This is a genomic window from Streptomyces sp. NPDC055239 (genome assembly GCF_053606205.1).
In genome coordinates this window covers 49339-68336 of the sequence record NZ_JBSGRD010000018.1, presented here as the reverse complement: position 1 = coordinate 68336, position 18998 = coordinate 49339, and the positions used below count along the sequence as shown (strand labels likewise).

Here is an 18998-nt window from a genome sequence, read left to right as displayed (position 1 = left end):
GTTCCTCCGGACTATTGATGCTCCCACCCCGCCAGCCATCGCGCGGAAGGAACACATGTCCCAGACCCCACCCACCTCGGCGTTCGCACCCACGCCCGACCCGCTCACCCCCGACCGGGACATCACCCACGCCCACTTCCAGGCCGGTGACACCGTCGTCGTCCTCAAGGGGGTGGCCGGCGGTGAACTGTGGGGCGATGCAATGCGTCTCGTGGCCCCGTCCTGGCACACCCCCACCGATGAGGATGGCTGGCGGCTGCGGGATGCCACCGGCGGCGCCCAGTCCTATGTCACCGCCCACCCCCGCTACCTCGTGCACCTCTCGCGCCGCTGCCCGGACTGCCTGATCTACCTGCGGGCCATGGAGGACACCCTCCTTGCGCGGTTCGCCGACCGCGACGAACTGATCGACTGCGGCTGGTACACCACCACCGCGCTGGGCCAACTCGTGCACATCGCCGACATCCGGAGCGGCCGATGACTCTCCCCACGCACCACACCGGCCGCACCGCCGCGCTGCACCGGGCCGGGGCCCGAGCCGCCGCGAACCCGGCCGATTCTTCCTGGCCACTGCGCCTGGCCGAAGACCTCCGCGACATGCGAGCCGACTGGAAGGACTCCTCCGAAGTCTGCGCGGATGCTGCCTGGGCGGCACGGTCGGCCGGCCACAGCGTCCTGGCCCTGCTCTCCCCGGAAGATGTCACCGCACCAGACCATGATCCGATCACCGCCCGCACCCTGGCGCATCTGTACCTGAGCGCCCTGCGGTTCGACTTCCGCTGCCCCACCCTCCAACGCCTCGTCGAACAGCTGACGAAGACCGCACGTCAGCCGTTGGACTGCTACACCCGCGCCCTGTACGCCTTCGCGCTGCTGGGCCAGTCCCGGCCCGAGGGGCTGACGGTCATGGACGAGGTCCTCGCGGAAGCAGAGGAGCACACCAAGACCCTGCACGTCCTGCTGCACGGGCTGTGGCTCGGCCAGGACCTGGACCGGGGCGCAGAGCGTCTCCTGGCCCTCAGCTCCCGACCGGCCCTGGACACCGGTGGCGACCCGATCGCCCTCTTCCGGGTGGCTGGTGCCCTGCGCCGGCTGGGCCGCTACGACGAAGGGCTGGACACCATCGACAGGGCCATCGAGTATCTCCCGCCGGGGGACACCTCGGTTCACGCCGACCTGGTCCGCGAACGCTCCCTGCTCTGCGCAACCCGCGACCTCCACCAGCTCTGGTCGCCTGACGACGCCTCGGGAAGCAGGCCCTCATGATCCCCCGCCTGAACGTGCGGGCCCACACGCCGCACGACCCGCTCGCCGAGGCACTGGGGCGGCCGGTCTCGGAAAACGAGGGCTTGACGGAGCACACGGTCGTCGCACACTGGCCCGGCCTGGATGACTACACCCTGGACGACGAGCAGAAGATCTGGACCTCGGTCCAGTGGGCCGAGCACCTCGAAGATCCCTACCTGGAGCACCCGTTCGCCGCCAGCCCGGACGACGACCGGCGGGCGATCCTCCACCTGGATGTCCGGCTGCACCCGGAGGACCGGCAGCTGACCGGGCCGGAGTGGGCCGAAGTCGCCCACCGGCTCGCGCGGGCCGCCGGGATCGAGGTTCCCGGCAAGGAGCACGGCTGCCGGTGGATCGCCGTCCAGGCCCAGCCCCGGCGCCTCGACCTGATCGCCAACCTGATCCACCTCGACGGCGCCTGGCACGCCCTGCCCGCCGACATCCTGCGGCGCCTGTCCGACGTAGCGCGCCGCATCGAGCAGGACCTCCGCCTGTTCCGCGTACTTGCTGGGCCCCCATTGCGGCCCGCCGTTCCTGCGGCGCCCACGGCCTCGGGCCAGCTCGCGAGTGTCCTCACGCAGCTGGCCGACGAGCAGGCCGGTCCGCTGGCCGCGGTCCGCGGGCTCGTCGAACACTCTGCGCACCGGCTCGCCCGCCAGTCCGGCGCCGCCGGCACCGACGCCGCTCACCGGCTGGAGCTGATCGCCCGGCGCCTCCACGCCATCCAACAAGACCTGGACAGCACCGCAGCCCACCTGAAGCAGCCCCGCATCGCCCCTGCACCACCCACCACGCGGCGCACCAACCCCCGATCACCGTAGGAGAAACGTCTCTCTTGCCCCTGTCCGACCGCTTCCTGGACATCCGCCGGGACCCGCACTCCGACGAAATCCTGGCCCGCAGCGGGGACTCCGAGGCTCACAGCGTTCTGCAGCGCGCGGGATTCATCGCCGTCGTCCGCGTCCACGAGACCTACCACCGCGCCCCCACCGGCCTCACCCAGGACGACGAGTCACATCTCGCGACCAACGCTGTCGCCCGCCTCCGGGTCGCCGGGTATCACGTCGACTGCGACGAGGACTTCGACACCGATGCCCGTCCGGTCAGTTACCTGCCGCTGGGCTCCTCCGTCGCCCACCTCGCCGAGCGGATCCGCGAGGCGACCACCACCGACGAGGCGGCCGACGCACTGATCGAGCTGACCGCCGCCCACGACGGCATCCTCGCCGCGCTGACCGAAGTCCTCACCGTCACCGCCGACTTCCACGACGGTCTCGACCAAGCGGCCGACCCGCACATCGCCCAGCGGCTGCGCTACCTCGCCGACGAGTATCTGCGCATCATCCGCACCGACCTCGCCGACACCCGCAACCAGCTCGCCGACCGGCACGCTGTGCACCCCGGCCGCAGCACGTGCAGCGCAGAGGTCCCCGCCGCCGAACGCGAGCGCTCCGCCGTGTGCGCTTGCCCGCCCCCGCCCCGCACGCTCCCGGCCCCGCCGCCTCCGGTGGCCGCCGGCCTGCGCCGCTGACCCCTCAACTCGCCCAAGGACACCATGCACGACCACGACACCCCCTCCGAGCGCCTCGCCTCGTATGCCGACGTCCTCGCCGGTGAACTCCCCGGCACCTGGACCAGCTCCCACCTCCCGGCAGATGCCAAGGACGACCTCGCCGAACTCACCGACCACATCTGGGACTTGGACCTGGTTGCCGCCGCGCTCGCCGAGCACCCGCTGCAGCAGGCCGCCGTCCTGAGCCGCCCCGACGGCGCGCAGCTCGTCGTCCTGGACCGGCATGACGAACGCGAGGGATTCCTCGTCGCCGCCGTCGCCCCGCGCGCCCTGCCCGATGAGGCGTATCGCGCCGTCGCCGAGCCCAACGGCATCGCCCTGGCGGACGACCCGTTCCTGGGCGCCGAGCAAGTCGCCGGTGACCTACTCGCCCGCTACGACAGCGCGCTCGCCCAGGTCCGGCACAACGCCCTGGACGGCCTCCAGCCCTCCCAGCCGGACCGGATCGTGCTGACCTGGCAGCACGACGGCAGCGTCGCCACCGCCCCCGTCGACGACCGCGCCGATTCAATCCTCATCGCCCACGGCTTCCTCCAGGACCCGCTGAGCGGCATCTACCGCCTGAGCGGCGACGACACCCAGGCACAGGCCCGCGCCCTGCGCGAGCTCGGCCCGCAGCTGGAAGCGATCGGCATCGGCACCGGCCTCCAGCACCCCGCAGGCCGGACCGCACCCACCTCCGCTCCGGCGTCCATGCCGCCGGTACCGGCTGGCAGCCATACCCCAGCCACCCGGTCTCGGTGAAGCGGTCGCTACCGCCCAGACCAGAGATCCTGACCGCCGTCGCGGCCCCAGTCCAGCGCTGCGGCCTCTCACCAGCGAGGCGCCGTCCGGGCCTGGATCGCCGCCGCGGCCTCCAAGGAGGCACCCAACCCTCGCTAGCCCCGCCGCCGTTGACCCCGGAGAGAAACACATGGCGAACCTGGCCGACGAGAACGGCACGGATGTCGAGATCTACGTCAAGGCCCTGACGACCACCCTCCACGCCGACACCCCCACCGGCGCCCCCGCCAAGCTGCACGACCTGCTGGAGCAGCTCGGCCTGGAATGCCACGAACTTCCCACGGGCGGGCCGCTGTACATCTGGCACACCGTGCCCGAACACCTCGGTGCCCAGGAGCAGAAGCGCTTGGCCACTCGCGCCTTCCCCGCTCTGCTGCTGGCCGGTTACGAGGTCAACTGCTCGCCCGAGGTCTTCGACGACGCCGCCTACCGGCAGGCCGTGCACGACATCCGCACCCCCGCGGCCCGCCCTGCCGCACCGCATGCGGCGCCGGCCAACTTCCCCTCCCGCCCCGCACCGGCCCGCCGCACCCCATAAGTCCCGTCCGGCTGGCCCCGGCACCCCGCCGGGGCCAGCCGCCCGATCCCCGGAGAAAGCCGTAGCAGCCCGCACACCCCCACCGATCAGCAACCGGCTCACGCCCCGGCTCGCGACCGCCTTGTTCCGCCGCTACCTGCGCGCCTGCACCCCGACCGGCCCCGACCGCACCTCTCCGCTGGCCGGCGCCCGCCCCGAGGCCGTCCGCACCGAGACCCAGCGCATCGGCCATCGCCACCACTACTGACCGCCCCGACCTGGAGGAGCATGACTCACCCCACTGCGTATCCGGTGCGGCTGGCCGATGAGATAGCCCGCCAGCTCGGCCAGCTCGCCGACCACCTCTCGCAGCTTCCCCCGCCCCAGGCCGCGCAGGTCATCGCCCGCGTAGTGGACCCGGACAGCGGAGTCCTCGGCGGCGTCACCCACCTCGTCGCCACCGGCAGCATGTTCGCCAAGGACCAGGCCGAGCGGGGCGCTCTGCCCGCGGAAGTGTGGCTTGCTCTGGGCCGCGCCTCGAACGAACTGCACGACATCACCCTCGACCTGGACGACCACCAAGACACCCTCAAGCGCGTCGGCACCCAGCCCGCCACCACCGCGGCGAGACCGACGGCTCCCGCACCGCTCGTCGTGAGGCGGCGCCGGTGAAGAACAAGCAGTGGCAGGGCTGGGGGGCCGGCGAGCAGGCCGAGCAGCACTACCTCGTCCAGCCTCGTGCCCTGGCCGGCGGCGGCGACGTCCGGCACGTCTCGGAATTCCTGCGCGCCTCGGGCTGGCGGGACAAATCCAAGACGGGCGGCCCTCTACTCATGGAGAGCCCGGACCGCACGGTCCGGGTCGCCTACGACCCCTTCGTCCTGCCCGGCGGATGGACCATCCACGGCCACGGTCCCGACGGCGAGTGGACGGCCCGCCTGGGCCGGCAGACGCCGGTGGAGATCGTCGCCGGTCTGACCGATGCCCTCCACCGTCCCCGCTCCGCCCACGCCCCCAACGTCTGGGCGCCCCTGCAGGAGCAGGACTGGCACACGCGCTTGGAGAACGGCGACTACACGGCGACCAGCCCCGACGGCACCACCTGGATGCAGTACCGCCGGGACGCCGACGGCTCGGCGATGTGGTGGACCGGAGCAAAGGACAAGCAGGGCAACGGCTGGACGGCCGACTTCACGCCGAACACGCCGATGCACCTGGTGCAAGCCTTCACCACCGAACTCGCCCACCCCGACCCTCTGATGCGCCCGCGCGGACGCGTCCCGCACAGCACGCAGATTCGCACCTGGTCGGTCTCGGTCAAGCCCTCCCAGCTCGGTGCGTGGCAGCAGGCCCGGATCGCCGCCGCCCGCGCCGCCACCTGGGCCCGCAACAGCGCCCGCAGCACCCGGCCGCGTACCACCGCCCGCCCCTACACCCCGGCCGGCAGCGCGCGCACCCGCCGCTGACCCCGTCACCCCGATCCAAGGAGCCCGATGCCCGCACTCACCCCGGACACCATCCACACCCTGACCGAAACACTGGCGGACCTCACCGACTACCTGCGCGAGAACCCCGACCCCGCGAAGGCCCTCGCCCTGGTCGAGCCTCTGCTGGACGAATACACGGGCCTGCCCGTCCAGCTCGCCGACACCCTGCGCGCCCTCGCCCGCGCCGTGCAGGAGCACCCCGACACACCCCGCGGTGCGGCCACCGACCTCCTGGTCGACGAACTGCGTACCGCCGCCGGGGGACAGGCCGACCAGCACACCCTGCACTACGTCCTGGACGACCTGCGCGACCTGTACGCCAGCGGCGTCCCGAGCGAGCCGGGGTGCTGCTGGTGCCGGTGAGCGACGGGCAGCTCGCCGCCTTCGCCGACCAGCACGCCTGGCAGATCCCGTTCGACACCAGCCCCCGCCACCTCGCCGGGCCTGGAGACGCCCGCCACGTCACCCACGGCCTGGCCGCCGCCGGCTGGAAGGCCGTCTCCGATCCGCTGAGTGCCGAGATCGTGCTGCGCAGCCCCGACCTTCGCCACCGGCTCCAGTTCGACCCGCAGTCCGCCACCTCCGCGTGGTGGCGGCTGCGGGCCGAGCCCACCAACCAGGATCCGGGATGGTACGCCGAGTTCGGCGAACGCGTGCCCGCCGAGACCTCACCGGCTTCACCGACGCCCTCATCGCCGCGCCGCCACAGGAACTGGACCCGTGGGAGCCGGTCACCTCGGCGGGCTGGCACCGCGCCCCCAACGGCACAGCGCGCTCGCCAGATTCCATGTGTCATATCGAACTGCGCCCGCTGAGCGAATTCCGCGACCAGCCGTCCTGGCACGTCGAGACCCGCGAACCCGGCCACGGAGAGTTCCCCGGCCCGCGCATCTGGCACGCCTACTTCGACGAGCACACCCCCACCCACCTGATCGCCTCGTTCCTCAACGCGCTGGCCGACCCCAGCCCGCTCCAGCGCGGCATGTACGACCGCACCGGCCATTACAACGCCGTGCAGGAGCCCAGCCCGCTGCGCCCCCAGCAGGTGGTCGACGCCCACACCGCGCGCCTCAAGGCGCTCTTGGCGCAGGCCCGCGCCTCCCGCGGCAGCAGACGAAACCCGCGGCGCCCCCGGCGAACGCCAGCACCGTGCCGTCCGCCGCCCGCCGCTGAACCGACAGGACCCCACCTCATCTCCACCGACCACCACGCGCACCGCGACTTCCTGCGCCACCTCGACCACTACGTGCGGGACAGCAAGACGATCCTCGACGCCTGGGACGCCTACTCCGAGGAGCACACCGACCTCGACGGCTGGCCTCACGACGACCACGCCTACGGCCTGCGCGCCAGCCAGCGCGACGCCGACACCGCCGAAGCCTTCGAGCCGCTCCGCCACGGCGCCCGCCACCGGCTGGCCACCGCCGAGACACAGCTGGCCCAGCTGCCGGACAACACGGTGCAAGGCCGCTGGGTCTACCAGTTGGGCGTCCTGCGCGACGCCCTGGACCGACTCGACGAACTGCACGAGCAGTGGCTGGAAACCCGAGACACCCTCCCCGACACCGCCAAGCCCGGCACCACCGACTTCGACGACGCCCTCGCCGAGCATCACGCCGAATCATGGAGCTACCTCGACGCCTGGGCCACCCACGGCACAACGCTCCGGGAAATCAACACCGCCGCCCGCAAAGCCCGTTCCCCGCTGGCCCCCGCACCGGCCCGCACACCCGCCCGGCGCACCGTGGCACGCAAGTGACCATGCCCCCGACTTTCGAGACCGTCGAGGTCGACTTCATCACCCCGCGCCACCTCGCCGGCGGCGGTAACCCCGCCTGGATCACCATCCCCCTCCACCGCGCCTGCGGCTGGAGCCACGGCAACGACCCCCTGATGCCCCGCGTGATCCTCTCCAGCCCCGGCCAGAAGGCGCTCCTGCGCCTGGAGCCCGACCCCGACGGACCGTGGTGGACCCTCCAGCACGCACCAGGGCCCGGCCGGCCCCCCTGGTCCGCGAGCTTCGGCGCCCGCACCCCGGTCGAACTCATCGCGGCTGTCACCGATGCCCTCACCGACCCAGCCCCGCCGGGGGACACGCCCTTCGATCCATATGAGCCGCTTCGGCAGAGCGGCTGGACGCCCGCCTCCACGGACAACGGCCTTGAGTCGCCCGGCGGCATCGCGTACGTCCAGCGGCCGGGCAACGCGGAAGAACCGGGAGCCTGGTTCGTCACCTCCACGCTCGGTCCGAACCGGCCGGTGTGGCAGGCCCGCTTCGGCACACACACGCCCTCGCACCTGATCACCGCGTTCACCACCGCCCTCGCCGATCCGGCCGCCGTGCCACGGGCCAACGGCCTGCGCAGCCTCCCGACCTACAACCCCAAGCTCATCACCGTTACGCGCCGCGAAGTGCCCACCGTGCAGGTCGCCTCCGCCCTGGAAGAGCGCGTCCGCTCCCTCACCGTCCGCGGTACCAGCCCGCCCGCAGTCCCAAACACCCTGCGCAGGCCGCCGTTCACCAACGGCCGCAGCCGCTGACCCCCTTTGTCCCCGCCCGGAAGTGCGTAGCCCTTTGCCACCCTCCTCCAACAGCTCCACCGACGGGTACGACCTCGTCCTGCGCCTCCTGTTCGGCGCGCTCGCGATCGTCGTCCCGCTGTCCCACCTCGCCTGGCTGTCCGGCAACATCACCGCCTACCTCACCGGCGCCGCCCGGGCGCCGTACCAGCCGACCAACGCCCTGCTCCACCCCCAGCAGGTCTGGCCCCACGCAAGCGAAACATCCCTGCTCATCGGTACCCGCATCGTTCCCGTTCTCCTGTTCCTGGCCCTCGGAGCTGCCGCGGGCGTCCTGTGGGCCCGGCACAAGAACCGCAGCGGCGGACGGAAGAAGAAGATCACCGACATGGCCAAGGCGCGGGATATCGAGCCGCTGATGGCCAAGGCGATCACCACCAAGGCCCGTTCCCTGCGCCCGAGCCTGAAGGACGCCAAGCGCATCGAGGCGAAGGACACCGGCATCCTGCTCGGCAACCTCCAAGGCAGCCGCCACGAGGTACGGATGGGCTTCGAGGACGTCGCCGTCGCGATCATGGCCCCCCGATCCGGCAAAACCACCTCACTGGCCATCCCCTCCATGCTCAGCGCGCCCGGACCGGTCCTGCTGACCTCGAACAAGGCCGCCGGCGACGCCTTCACCACCGCCTACGAGGCCCGCGCGCAGGCAGGAGCGGTGTGGACCATGGACCCGCAACAGATCGCCCACGCCACCCGCGAGATGTGGTGGAACCCCCTCGCCACCGCGAAAACCCTCGACGGGGCCGGCCGGTTGGCGGGCCACTTCCTGGCCGCGAGCGTCGACGCGAGCGCGCAGGGCGACTTCTGGTCCAAGGCCGGCAGCAACATCCTGTCCCAGCTCCTGCTGGCCGCCGCCCTCGACGAGCGGCCGATCACCGACATCATGGCCTGGCTCGCCTTCCCCGCCGACCGCACCCCGCTCGACATCCTCCGTGACCATGGATTCGCCGCCGTCGCCGCCCAGCTCAAGGGAACCGTCGAGGGGCCGCCGGAGACCAGGGACGGCATCTTCGAAACCGCCCGCCAGTACGCCGCCGCCCTGCTCAACTCCGAGATCGCGGCCTGGGTGACCCCCCAGAAGGACGTCCCCGAGTTCCGCCCCGCACAGTTCGTCACCTCCACCGACACGCTGTTCCTGCTGAGCAAGGACGGCGGCGGCGGAGCCTCCGCACTGATCGCGGCCTGCGCGGACTCGGTGATGCGCGCCGCGACCGCCCAGGCCGAACGCGCCGGCGGCAGGCTCGACCCGCCGATGCTGGCGATCCTCGACGAGGCCGCCAACGTCTGCAAAATCAGCGACCTGCCGGACCTGTACTCCCACCTCGGCAGCCGCGGCATCATCCCGATCACCATCCTCCAGTCCTACCGGCAGGGGCAGAAGGTCTGGGGCGACGCCGGCATGGACGCCATGTGGTCCGCCTCCACCGTCAAGGTCATCGGAGCCGGTATCGACGACCCGGACTTCGCCGACAAGCTGTCCCGCCTGATCGGCGACCATGATGTGGAGACCACCTCCACCTCGCACTCCGAGTCCGGCAAGTCGACCTCCGTCTCGATGCGGCAGGAGCGGATCCTGCCCGCCGACGCCATCCGCGCCCTGCCCAAGGGCACCGCACTCTGCTTCGCCACCGGCATGCGCGCCGCCATGCTCGACCTGCGCCCGTGGTACCTCGAACCCGGCGCCAAGGACCTGTCCACGGCATCCGCCCGCGCCTCGCAAGCGATCACCGCCCGCGCCGTGGCGAAGCACGCACCGAGCCAGTCCGACTTCGGGAAGGCCGTGTGAGCGAGGCCCGGCTGCACCTGGTGCCGGTCCGCTCCCGGGAGGCGAAGGACTTCGTGCGCACCTGGCACCGTCACCACCCGCCGCCCGCAGGACAGATCTTCGCCGTCGGAGCCGCCGACGAGACCGGCGTCTTGCACGCCGTGGCCATCGTCGGCCGGCCCGTCGCCCGTCACCTCGACGACGGCGCCACCCTCGAAGTCACCCGTACCGCCAGCGACGGCACCCGCAACGCCAACTCCCCGCTGTACGGCGCATCGTGGCGGGCGACGAAAGCCCTCGGATACCGGCGCTTGATCACCTTCACCCAGGAGGGCGAGAACGGCGCCTCCCTGCGCGGCGCGGGCTGGCGCCTGATCGCCAGCCGCCCGCCCCGGGCCGGATGGCACACCCCCTCCCGCCCCCGGGCCGGCCACGGCAACGACCACGTCGCCCGCTTCCTGTGGCAAGCCCCCTGACGCACCGGCCTGGAGACGACCTGCACACCTACGAGCCCACCGACCTCGACGACGCCGGCCTGTCCCTGGCCGCCGCCCGCACACCACTGAAGTCGCAACGGCCGCCCCCGCCGCTGCGAGCGCACCGGCCCCGGCCGCCCGGCGGCGAGCATGACGACACCTGCCTCCCTGTCACCCCATCTTCCTGGACCACACTCCTTGCCGATGATTCACGAAGTCCCCGACGACTGGCCCTCCGATGGCCGTTGCTGCCTCGAATGCGGCAACAGCGAGCCCGACGTCTACTTGCGGGCGATCACCCAACCCGGCACGAAACAGCAGGCGCTGGCCTGCACCCGACACCTCAACGACGTGTCCGCACTCCTCGAAGAGCGCGCCTCCCTGCCCACGCCACCCGAGGCATCACGGGCCTCTAGTCCTGGGCAGCAGGTCGCACGGGCGCCCGTGCGACCTCACCGGCGGTGACCTTGGACAGAATCCTGGCGTCCGGTGAGACGACCCTCTTCGACGTTCCGACACCCGTGGAACAGCTCCTTGCCCTCGCCGGTGCGTATTCCCGGCACAACGATGCGATTGACGTGGTCGTGAGCGCCAGAGCCACATCAGGCCCCGGGGATCACGCCGACTCTGCGGCCAGCCTGGCCACTGACACGCTCAACGTCCTCAAGGCCATCGTCGACCAGCGCCTCCACGCCAGCGAGGAGCTGGCACAGGCGCAGATCCGCCTGCGCCAACTGGCCTTCCTGAGCGGCGCATCCGCCGAGCACGGCCCGCCCATGGCACGAGAGCTGACAGCGCTGGCCACCGACACCGTGATGTACAGCGCCCACGTCGTCGCCCAGCAGATGCTGCGCCGCCACCCCGAAGCCCAGACGGCGCCCGATAGCCGCCTCACTGTCATCCAGCACGCGGCACTGGAGCAAATCGCCTGCGGCCACGTCGTGGCCAGCTCTTCGCTGGGCCGGGAGTACAACCGCTCCCGCGAACCCAAAGTGCTGATGAGCACCCTGCGCAGCCTGGAAGCCAAGCATCTGGCCGAACGCCTTCCCCACACCGCGCTTCCCGCCTATCACAGCGGGCCGCTCCAGGACCGCGTGTACCTCACCCCCGCCGGCATCACCGCGCTCGCCGCCGCACTCACCCAACCAGCGCGCCGGCCAGACACCAGCCCCAGCACTCGGCACGTCGCGCTGTCCCCCGCAGTCCCGGCTGCCGCCCGACGCCTCTGACCTGTTCTCCACCTTCGGGAGCCCTCTATCGCCACCGCCCCACCCGGCCTGCTTGAAGGAGTCGGCCAACTGCGGCAACTCGCCGCCGACTTCGAAGCACTGCAGGCACGCGTCCGGGACGCCGCCTACACCCCCGGCACCGACGCGCTGCACCGCATCAGTCCCCTCCTGCTGACGGCACAGGCCCTCACCACCACCGCCGTGCTGCGTCTGAAGGCCCTCGACAGCAGTCCCTACACCACCATCGCGGGCAGCCGGGCGAGCCTGGAGCTGATGGCCTCGGTCGTTTCCTCCTCCGCTCTCGCGGGCACCGACCTCGCCCACGTACTGCTGGCCAACCCCTACGAAGGCCAGCACTTCGCCGGCTATCCCGCCGACAGCGAGGCGATCCGCAGGGCCCGGCACGCCGAGGCCATCCCGCAGATGCGCGGCCACCTCGACGACGCCGCCCACCAACTCGACCTGTGCGCGACCGCCTGCCACTACCTCGCCGCCGGAATCAGCGAGGACTACGCCAACGCGCCCGCGCCCACCGCGTCGAGCGCGCAGAAGGCCACCGTGTCGACCGCTCCCGCCCACCGGCCCCAGGCCGAGACGGCACGCGGGGCGCGCCGGTGAGCCGCGCGTACGCGCCGACGGACCGGGTCATGGTCTCCCCGCGCTACATGGCCGGGGCCGGCGACCGGATCGCCGACGTCATCGGTCCCCTCATCCACCTTTTCGGATGGAAGCACGAGCACGACGCCGACAGCGGTCACATCAGCATCGGCAGCCCCGACGGCAGCATCTTCGTCGGCTTCACCCCACTGCACCCGCTCGGCCGCTGGTGCAGGGTCGCTCACCACGAGCCGTACTGGGAGGCGGTGTTCAGCCGACAGGCGCCCCTGGAAGCGGTGGCCGCGGTCACACAGGCCCTGTCCCAGCTGCTGGGCGATACCCGGCACGCCGAACGCATCCCCGTCACCGACCGGCCCTTGGACGAGCTTGCCGAACTCAACGACTGGTCCAGTGAGCACGGATCGTTCATCTCACCCGACCTGTACTGCCGCCTGCAGTACGCGCCCGACGCCGAGATCGCCTGGCAGGTCGCACACCTCTACTTCGACAACGCGCCGCTGGCCACTTTCACCCAGGAGACCCCCCAGCGCCTCGTCGGCAACTTCTTCGCCCACCTGGCTGCGCCGACGGCGGTCGAGCGCGTCTTCGCCGACGTCCCGCTGAGCACCCGCTACGAGCACAGCGGTCTCATCACTCCGGTCCGCGGGGCTGCGATCAACCCTCATGTCGACCATGCCCTCGCTCAGCTCACCCGCTCAAACCGGCGACGCTGAGCGCTCCTTACCTTCGGAGACTCCCCTGCCCGCACAGCCCCTCTCAATCGACTCGTTAGTGCCCCTTGCCCCTCTCGGCCGCGCTCCCCGCCGTTCACGCCGGTGGGCACGAGCCCACTGGCACCCCTCCTGACCCGCCAAAGACCTTGGACCACCGTGCCTCTTCTGGACATCCCCGATGTGTTCATCGGGTCCACGGACGACGGACACACCTTCGTCGTCCTCAACCGCCGCATCCGCGACGCCGACCGGCTGCTGACCGAGGCCGGGTTCCACCCCATGCAACACCTGGGCCGCAGGCTGTACCTGCTGCCACCGGGCACCGCGCAGGACGCACAGGAGCGCGCCGGCATCGCGATGTACGGACTGCTGGCCCACACCCACGACCTCATCGACCTTTCCTGGACGACCCGCGGAATCCCGACCAGCCCGCAGGCGGCCCAGACCTGCACTTCCAGTTCGGCGACGGCACCGTTGCCGTGACCGCGGCGACCGCCACCGCCCGGTCCGTACTGGAGCAGAACGGCTTCGTCCCCACGACAGACGGTTCGTCCTACCGCCCGCGCGACGGGCTGGACGAGCGCGGGCTGCTCGGGGTTGTCACGGCTGCCGAGGCGCACGGATACGCCCACGGTCTCAGCGTCCGCGTCCGCCTCGGCATCCCCACGCCGGCCGACATCCCCGGTGCTGCCCGCCCCTCCTCAGCTCCCGCCGCCACCCCGCAGAGCGCCGCCCCTTCGGCCCGCCGCCGCGCTCGCTGACCACTCCTGCAGACGTCACCACCAACCCCGATGGGAGACACCACGTCCTCCTACGCCCCGACCGTGCATGACCTCGCCCAAGCTCTCGCCGATCAGATCCGCCCCGGTGCCGCTCCCCGGGACGTGACCGTCAGCTTCGGCGCCCGCCGGCAAGCAGCGGCCCAGTACGACTACCGCTCGCGAGGTGGGCCCGTGACGGCCTACGCCCAGGCCCTGCACGCCGCTCTCTACGGCCTGCCCACCCACGACGAGCCGCTGCCCGCCGCCCTGGACGCGCTCTTGCAGGCCACCCACACCGCGACTGCCCCGGAGCAGCAGACCGCAGTCCTGCGGCAGGTCGCCGAGCAGCTGCGCAACGCCGCCGAGATCCTGCACCGCTACCAATACCGGGTCCAGTGGGACCGATTTCCCCAGGGTGTCGCCGAACAGCTCGCCAACGCCCACGAACAGGCCCAGCAGATCGCCCAGACCCTCGACCGCGTGGCTCCCGCCTTCAGCAACCGGCCCGGCCTGCGCGTCACTCACGGCCGGAGCGCCGCCGCACCCCCGGCCGCCCCGGCTTCATCCGCCGCACGCCACCGCTGACCTGCGGCGACAGCCCAACCGCCGAAAGGCCCCCTCCTGGCCACCGCCGACACCCTCCACAGCCTCCTTACCCACCCCCGTTGCGCGCTGGGCGTGTTCGTTACCGCCGGCCTGCACCCGTCCCACGTCGAGCGCCGTCATCTCGACCAGATCGCGCAGGCAGGCGCCTCCCTGTTCGAGGTGGGGCTCGCCCACCACACCGCTGGCCTCGACGGACCGGTCATCCAGGCCGCTTACCACCGCGCCTTGCGACGCGGGAACACCCTCGACCGCACCCTCCGCACGGTCGAGCACGCCGCCGGCCTGCGGCCGACCGTCGTCATGACCTACTGGGAACCCGTCAGCCAACATCCCGAACGCCTGGCCCGCCTGTTCGCCGACGCCGGTGCCGCCGGCGTGATGGTCGTCGATCTGCCCGAGCACCAGGCAGGCCGCTGGCAGGCCGCAGCGAAGGACGCAAACCTTCGCACCCCGCGCCTGGTCCCCCGCCACCGCGCGGACACCGACCTCGCCCATGTGACCGCCGGGGCGTCGGGATGGCTCTACGCGCCCGCGAGCACGGCGCCCACCGGCTACCGCGGCCCGCTCGACATCCCGGCGCTCGCCGACTTCACCGGGCGCCTGCGCGCCGCGAGCCCGCTGCCCGTGGTCTCGGGCGTGGGGATCTCCACCCCCGCCCTCGCAGCCCGCGTCGCACCGCTGGTGGACGCCGTCGTCATCGGCACCCCCCTCGTCCGCGCCCTGGCTACCGATCCCGCGCAAGCCCCCGCGCTGACTGCCGCGTTCGCCCATGCCCTGACACCGCACGCCACCCCGGAGACCCGTGTCTGACCGCTTCACGCCGGCCCAGATCCTCGACCGGATCACAGCTGACGCCCTCGCCCTGCACCGGGCTCTGCGCACCCCCGCTCCCGACCACGCAACCGCGCTGGCCGCGCGGATCACCGATGCTCAGGAACTCGCCGGCACCGCCCTGCGGCTGTTCGTCGACCTCGCCGCGCACACACCGCAGCCCTCGTCCGCGGATCTTCTCCTCCTCGAACGAGTCGCGCAGATCGCCAAGGCCGCCCAGGACGCGGGCGCCGAACTGACCGCGGCCCTCGCCCGCGCCGTGGAGAACCGGCGCCGCCAAGCCGATGCCGCGCCGGGACGGGCCGTCCTCATCGGCCCGTCACCCCAGCAGTTCATCGCGTCGGCCACCGACCTCCTCGACCACGTCCCCGCCCTCTATCGCGCCACACGCCGCGACCCGCTGGCCCCGCCCGGCCCGCTCACCCGCCCATCGCACTGAGGGCGCCCCCATTCCCCCACTCCCAGGACAGAACATTTCAGAGCAGCCTCAGTTCCGCGCCCTTTCCCTGGGTGCGGGAGTTCAATCCAGCACCCTCCTCGCCCTGTCGGCCGAGGGAATTCTCCCCAGGGTCGACTACGCGATTTTCGCCGACACAGGCTGGGAACCCGAAGCGGTTTACACCCACCTTGACCGCATAGATAAGGAGATAGCCGAGCCCGCCGGAATTCCGGTACTGCGAGTGTCGTCCGGGAACATCCGCAGTGACGCCCTGAACCCGGATCACCGGTTCGCATCCATGCCGCTTCACATCCTCAACCAGGATGGGCGACCTGGGATGACTCGAAGGCAGTGCACCGGCGAATACAAGGTGAAGCCGATAAAGCAGAAGGTGCGCGAACTGCTCGGATACCCCTACCCTTCACGTATCCCCAAGGGGGTATTTGTCGAGCAGTGGGTGGGAATCTCCACCGATGAATTCCACCGCGCCAAAGACGCCGACGTCAAGTACATGCGCAACAGGCATCCCCTCCTGGACCTCAACTGGAGCAGAGACGACTGTATCCGCTACCTGACGTCACTCGGGCTTGCCGATACACCCAAATCGAGTTGCTTGGGCTGCCCGTTCCACGGAAATGCGCAGTGGCGGCATATCAGGGATACCTCTCCGTCCGAGTGGGCGGACGTCGTCGCATTCGACGCGGCCATCCGGCAGGGCAATGCCCGCGCCAACGCGACGGGCAACCGACTGCTCGGCGAGGCATTCCTGCACCGCTCCCGCGTCCCCCTGAGCCAGGCCCCCATCGACCACGTCACCGCCGCCGAACGAGCCGCCCTGCGCATCGGCACGGACGAGGCCGACGCGCTGGAGAACGGCGTCGCAGACGGCTGCTCGCCCTGGGCGTGCCGCGGAGACACCGACGCGCTGACGCAGGACGACTTCGGGCTGGCCACGTGATACTCGACCTCTTCGCGGGGCCGGGCGGCTGGAGCAGAGCCCTGCACGTCCTCGGCGTACGCGACATCGGCCTGGAATGGGACAGGTGGGCGTGCAAAACCCGTGCCACGGCTGGCCAGTTGACCATCCGCACCGACGTGGCCATGTATCCGACCTGGCCCTTCATCGGCCGCACCCGCGGCGTGATCGCTTCGCCTCCGTGTCAGGCGTGGAGCAAGGCCGGCAAGCGCCTCGGCCTGCTCGACCAGCCGCTGGTGCACGCGGCGGTCGAGGACCTGGCCGCCGGCCGTGACACCCGCGAACGCCTCCTCGCCGCCTGCCGCGACGAGCGCTCCCTGCTCGCAGCCGAGCCCATGCGCTACCTCCACGCCCTGAACGCGGTCGGCGAGCCCGACTGGGTCGCCATGGAAGAAGTGCCGGACGTGCTGCCACTGTGGAAGCAGTACGCGGCCATCCTCCGGTCCTGGGGCTTCTCCGTCTGGTACGGCATCCTCAACGCCGCCGACTTCGGCGTCCCGCAGACGCGACGGCGGGCGATACTCCTCGCCTCCCGGGTCCGTACGGCGCAGCCCCCCACGCCGACGCACGCTCAAATCGCCGAGCCCGAATCGCTGTTCGGGCCGGGCCGCGCCCGCTGGGTCAGCATGGCCCAGGCCCTGGGATGGGGCGCGACCGACCGCCCCGTCCCCACCGTCTGCGCAGGCGGCGGACCGGGCGGCGGACCCGAACCCTTCCCCTCAGGCTCCCGCAAGACGCTGTCGGATGCCCGGGAGCGGGGCACCTGGATGCCCCGGGCGGACGGTGTAGTCCGCCACCGCGACGGCGCCGGGGCGCAACCCTGGTCCTGGTCCCTGCGCAGCAACAACCAGGCCAACGCCACCATCCGCCCGCTGTCGGAACCGGCAGGCACGCTCTTCTTCGGACACCGCGCGAACGAGTGCACCTGGGTCGCCGACCCGGCCTCGGCGCCCACGCCATCCACAGACTCACCGTCCGTGCCGGAGCCGATCCGGATCACCGCCCGCGAGGCGGGCATCCTGCAGACGTTCCCCGCCGACTATCCCTGGGCCGGCAACAAGGGCCAGGTCTTCGGCCAGATCGGCAACGCCGTGCCCCCACTGCTGGCCGGCCACCTCCTCGCCCCGCACCTCGGCGTCGCCCTCGACCCCGACGACTTCACCCTCGCCGCCTGATGCCCCTCGCCCCCGTACCCGACGAAGACGGCCTCGACGCGATTGCACCGCCGCAGCCGGTGTTCCACGTCGAGCAGGCCCTCCTCGGGGCCCTCCTCCTCGATCCGCACCGGCTCGGCGACGTGACCGGCATCGCTGCCAACTCGTTCTCCACCGCCGAGCACGCCGCCCTATACGCCGCGATCAGCACCCTGCCGCCGCCCGACCCCGCCGAGCACGCGAAGAACACCAACTGGCTCGACCAGGTGCTTGCCACGGGACGTGAGCAGGCGCGCGGACTGACCGCCACCTACCTGCACACCCTGATCCAAGTCTGCCCCTGGCCACAGCACGCACCGGCCTACGCGCGGATGGTTGAGGCCGAGCACGCCCGCCGCCGCTTGCTAAGGGCCGCCGAACATCTCGTCCAGACCGTCCACGACGACTCCCTCCCCCACCCCGTCCCGACGGTGCTCGCCGAGGCCGAAGCCCTCGGCGCCCTCGTGGACGACATCGCGAGCCGCTTCCCCCCACGTGCCGGAATGCTGCCCCGCACCGCGGCCCCACCACCGCCCGTCGCACCCGACCGCAGGGCCGCGGTCGAGGAGGAGCAGTGGCTGCTCGCGACCGCCACCGCCCACCCGGCCGACATCGACTCGCTTCGGTGGCTGCTCCCCGACGACCTGACCCTGCCGCTGCATGCCGGTCTGTGGCAGTGCCTGACCGCACTCGCCCGACGAGGCGAGCCCATCGACCCCGTCACCGTCCTGTGGGAGGCCCAACAGCGCGGCCTGCTGGACGAGGGAAGCGAACCCGGTGACGTGCTCTGCCTGCTGGCTGAACCGACCGGCTCCCTGGAGTACTGGGGCGAGCGCACCCTGCAGCGCTCCCTCCTGGCCACCGCCGATCAGGCTGGCCGGCGCATCGAGGCATACGCCGCCGACCCGGCCAACACCCCCTTCCAACTCGTCGTCGGCGCCCGCCGCTCCCTCGCCGACATCGCCGCCGTCCGCACCCGCTGGCAGCACGCCACCAAACCGGCCCCCACTCAACCTCAGCGCCCCGCACCCCCCGCCCGCGCCGGCCCGCCGACCACCACGGCCGCGCACACCTCCCGTGCCACGCGAGCAACCCGATAACAACCCGCGTACGCCGGTGGCCGGACCCGAAGGCCCGGCCACCGGCAGAAGAGACGACACCCTC

27 protein-coding genes are annotated in these 18998 nt (G+C 71.7%); all 27 read left to right on the top strand.

The features are described from left to right. Window positions 1-55 precede the first annotated feature (55 nt). Window positions 56-481, top strand: a complete 426-nt coding sequence (locus ACWFRJ_RS39610; RefSeq protein WP_453542791.1) for a hypothetical protein — start codon at window positions 56-58, stop codon at window positions 479-481. After that, window positions 478-1266 carry a hypothetical protein gene (locus ACWFRJ_RS39605; RefSeq protein WP_453542788.1) on the top strand — a complete coding sequence of 263 codons (789 nt, stop codon included), beginning with the start codon at window positions 478-480 and terminating at the stop codon, window positions 1264-1266. Before ACWFRJ_RS39610 ends, ACWFRJ_RS39605 begins: the two co-directional genes overlap by 4 nt. After that, a complete protein-coding gene (locus ACWFRJ_RS39600) occupies window positions 1263-2108 on the top strand; it encodes a relaxase/mobilization nuclease (RefSeq protein ID WP_453542785.1) in 846 nt (281 codons plus the stop codon). The genes ACWFRJ_RS39605 and ACWFRJ_RS39600 overlap by 4 nt, the downstream gene beginning before the upstream one ends. Window positions 2109-2122: 14 nt before the next feature. Then, window positions 2123-2818, top strand: a complete 696-nt coding sequence (locus ACWFRJ_RS39595; RefSeq protein ID WP_453542782.1) for a hypothetical protein — start codon at window positions 2123-2125, stop codon at window positions 2816-2818. 24 nt (window positions 2819-2842) lie between these two features. Beyond that, a complete protein-coding gene (locus tag ACWFRJ_RS39590; RefSeq protein ID WP_453542779.1) occupies window positions 2843-3604 on the top strand; it encodes a hypothetical protein in 762 nt (253 codons plus the stop codon). Window positions 3605-3773: 169 nt separating this feature from the next. Continuing rightward, complete coding sequence (locus tag ACWFRJ_RS39585; protein ID WP_453542777.1) at window positions 3774-4181, top strand: hypothetical protein; 408 nt, start codon at window positions 3774-3776, stop codon at window positions 4179-4181. Window positions 4182-4302: 121 nt separating this feature from the next. Then, a complete protein-coding gene (locus ACWFRJ_RS39580; RefSeq protein ID WP_453542774.1) occupies window positions 4303-4428 on the top strand; it encodes a hypothetical protein in 126 nt (41 codons plus the stop codon). 20 nt (window positions 4429-4448) lie between these two features. Beyond that, complete coding sequence (locus ACWFRJ_RS39575; RefSeq protein WP_453542771.1) at window positions 4449-4832, top strand: hypothetical protein; 384 nt, start codon at window positions 4449-4451, stop codon at window positions 4830-4832. Continuing rightward, complete coding sequence (locus ACWFRJ_RS39570; protein ID WP_453542768.1) at window positions 4829-5626, top strand: DUF317 domain-containing protein; 798 nt, start codon at window positions 4829-4831, stop codon at window positions 5624-5626. The genes ACWFRJ_RS39575 and ACWFRJ_RS39570 overlap by 4 nt, the downstream gene beginning before the upstream one ends. 27 nt (window positions 5627-5653) lie before the next feature. Next, the gene (locus tag ACWFRJ_RS39565; protein ID WP_453542765.1) at window positions 5654-6010 is read left to right on the top strand and encodes a hypothetical protein; all 357 of its coding nucleotides are present in this window, start codon (window positions 5654-5656) and stop codon (window positions 6008-6010) included. Further along, window positions 6007-6462, top strand: coding sequence for a DUF317 domain-containing protein (locus tag ACWFRJ_RS39560; RefSeq protein ID WP_453542762.1), 456 nt, complete (start codon window positions 6007-6009; stop codon window positions 6460-6462). Before ACWFRJ_RS39565 ends, ACWFRJ_RS39560 begins: the two co-directional genes overlap by 4 nt. Beyond that, entirely contained in the window at window positions 6435-7406 is a 972-nt protein-coding gene (locus ACWFRJ_RS39555) for a DUF317 domain-containing protein (RefSeq protein WP_453542759.1), read from the top strand. The genes ACWFRJ_RS39560 and ACWFRJ_RS39555 overlap by 28 nt, the downstream gene beginning before the upstream one ends. A 2-nt stretch (window positions 7407-7408) precedes the next feature. Then, window positions 7409-8188 (top strand): DUF317 domain-containing protein, encoded by a 780-nt coding sequence (locus tag ACWFRJ_RS39550; protein WP_453542757.1) that lies wholly within the window; start codon window positions 7409-7411, stop codon window positions 8186-8188. Between the two features lie 34 nt (window positions 8189-8222). After that, complete coding sequence (locus tag ACWFRJ_RS39545) at window positions 8223-10013, top strand: type IV secretory system conjugative DNA transfer family protein (protein WP_453542754.1); 1791 nt, start codon at window positions 8223-8225, stop codon at window positions 10011-10013. Next, window positions 10010-10468 carry an XF1762 family protein gene (locus ACWFRJ_RS39540; RefSeq protein ID WP_453542751.1) on the top strand — a complete coding sequence of 153 codons (459 nt, stop codon included), beginning with the start codon at window positions 10010-10012 and terminating at the stop codon, window positions 10466-10468. The genes ACWFRJ_RS39545 and ACWFRJ_RS39540 overlap by 4 nt, the downstream gene beginning before the upstream one ends. A 204-nt stretch (window positions 10469-10672) precedes the next feature. Next, window positions 10673-10933: a hypothetical protein gene (locus ACWFRJ_RS39535; RefSeq protein ID WP_453542748.1), complete on the top strand. Its 261-nt coding sequence runs from the start codon at window positions 10673-10675 to the stop codon at window positions 10931-10933. Then, window positions 10930-11697 carry a hypothetical protein gene (locus ACWFRJ_RS39530; protein ID WP_453542746.1) on the top strand — a complete coding sequence of 256 codons (768 nt, stop codon included), beginning with the start codon at window positions 10930-10932 and terminating at the stop codon, window positions 11695-11697. The genes ACWFRJ_RS39535 and ACWFRJ_RS39530 overlap by 4 nt, the downstream gene beginning before the upstream one ends. 201 nt (window positions 11698-11898) lie before the next feature. After that, on the top strand, window positions 11899-12315 hold the full coding sequence (locus ACWFRJ_RS39525; protein ID WP_453542743.1) for a hypothetical protein: 417 nt from the start codon (window positions 11899-11901) through the stop codon (window positions 12313-12315). After that, window positions 12312-13028, top strand: a complete 717-nt coding sequence (locus tag ACWFRJ_RS39520) for a DUF317 domain-containing protein (RefSeq protein ID WP_453542740.1) — start codon at window positions 12312-12314, stop codon at window positions 13026-13028. The genes ACWFRJ_RS39525 and ACWFRJ_RS39520 overlap by 4 nt, the downstream gene beginning before the upstream one ends. A gap of 156 nt (window positions 13029-13184) precedes the next feature. Next, the gene (locus ACWFRJ_RS39515) at window positions 13185-13511 is read left to right on the top strand and encodes a hypothetical protein (RefSeq protein ID WP_453542737.1); all 327 of its coding nucleotides are present in this window, start codon (window positions 13185-13187) and stop codon (window positions 13509-13511) included. Beyond that, complete coding sequence (locus tag ACWFRJ_RS39510; RefSeq protein WP_453542734.1) at window positions 13508-13789, top strand: hypothetical protein; 282 nt, start codon at window positions 13508-13510, stop codon at window positions 13787-13789. The genes ACWFRJ_RS39515 and ACWFRJ_RS39510 overlap by 4 nt, the downstream gene beginning before the upstream one ends. Before the next feature lie 30 nt (window positions 13790-13819). Continuing rightward, window positions 13820-14374, top strand: a complete 555-nt coding sequence (locus ACWFRJ_RS39505; protein WP_453542731.1) for a hypothetical protein — start codon at window positions 13820-13822, stop codon at window positions 14372-14374. Window positions 14375-14410: 36 nt separating this feature from the next. Further along, window positions 14411-15205, top strand: coding sequence for a tryptophan synthase subunit alpha (locus ACWFRJ_RS39500; protein ID WP_453543131.1), 795 nt, complete (start codon window positions 14411-14413; stop codon window positions 15203-15205). After that, window positions 15198-15665, top strand: coding sequence for a hypothetical protein (locus tag ACWFRJ_RS39495; protein WP_453542728.1), 468 nt, complete (start codon window positions 15198-15200; stop codon window positions 15663-15665). The genes ACWFRJ_RS39500 and ACWFRJ_RS39495 overlap by 8 nt, the downstream gene beginning before the upstream one ends. A gap of 67 nt (window positions 15666-15732) precedes the next feature. After that, window positions 15733-16623, top strand: coding sequence for a hypothetical protein (locus tag ACWFRJ_RS39490; protein ID WP_453543128.1), 891 nt, complete (start codon window positions 15733-15735; stop codon window positions 16621-16623). After that, complete coding sequence (locus tag ACWFRJ_RS39485) at window positions 16620-17816, top strand: DNA cytosine methyltransferase (protein ID WP_453542726.1); 1197 nt, start codon at window positions 16620-16622, stop codon at window positions 17814-17816. Before ACWFRJ_RS39490 ends, ACWFRJ_RS39485 begins: the two co-directional genes overlap by 4 nt. Continuing rightward, window positions 17816-18934, top strand: a complete 1119-nt coding sequence (locus ACWFRJ_RS39480; RefSeq protein WP_453542723.1) for a DnaB-like helicase N-terminal domain-containing protein — start codon at window positions 17816-17818, stop codon at window positions 18932-18934. The genes ACWFRJ_RS39485 and ACWFRJ_RS39480 overlap by 1 nt, the downstream gene beginning before the upstream one ends. Window positions 18935-18998 lie beyond the last annotated feature (64 nt).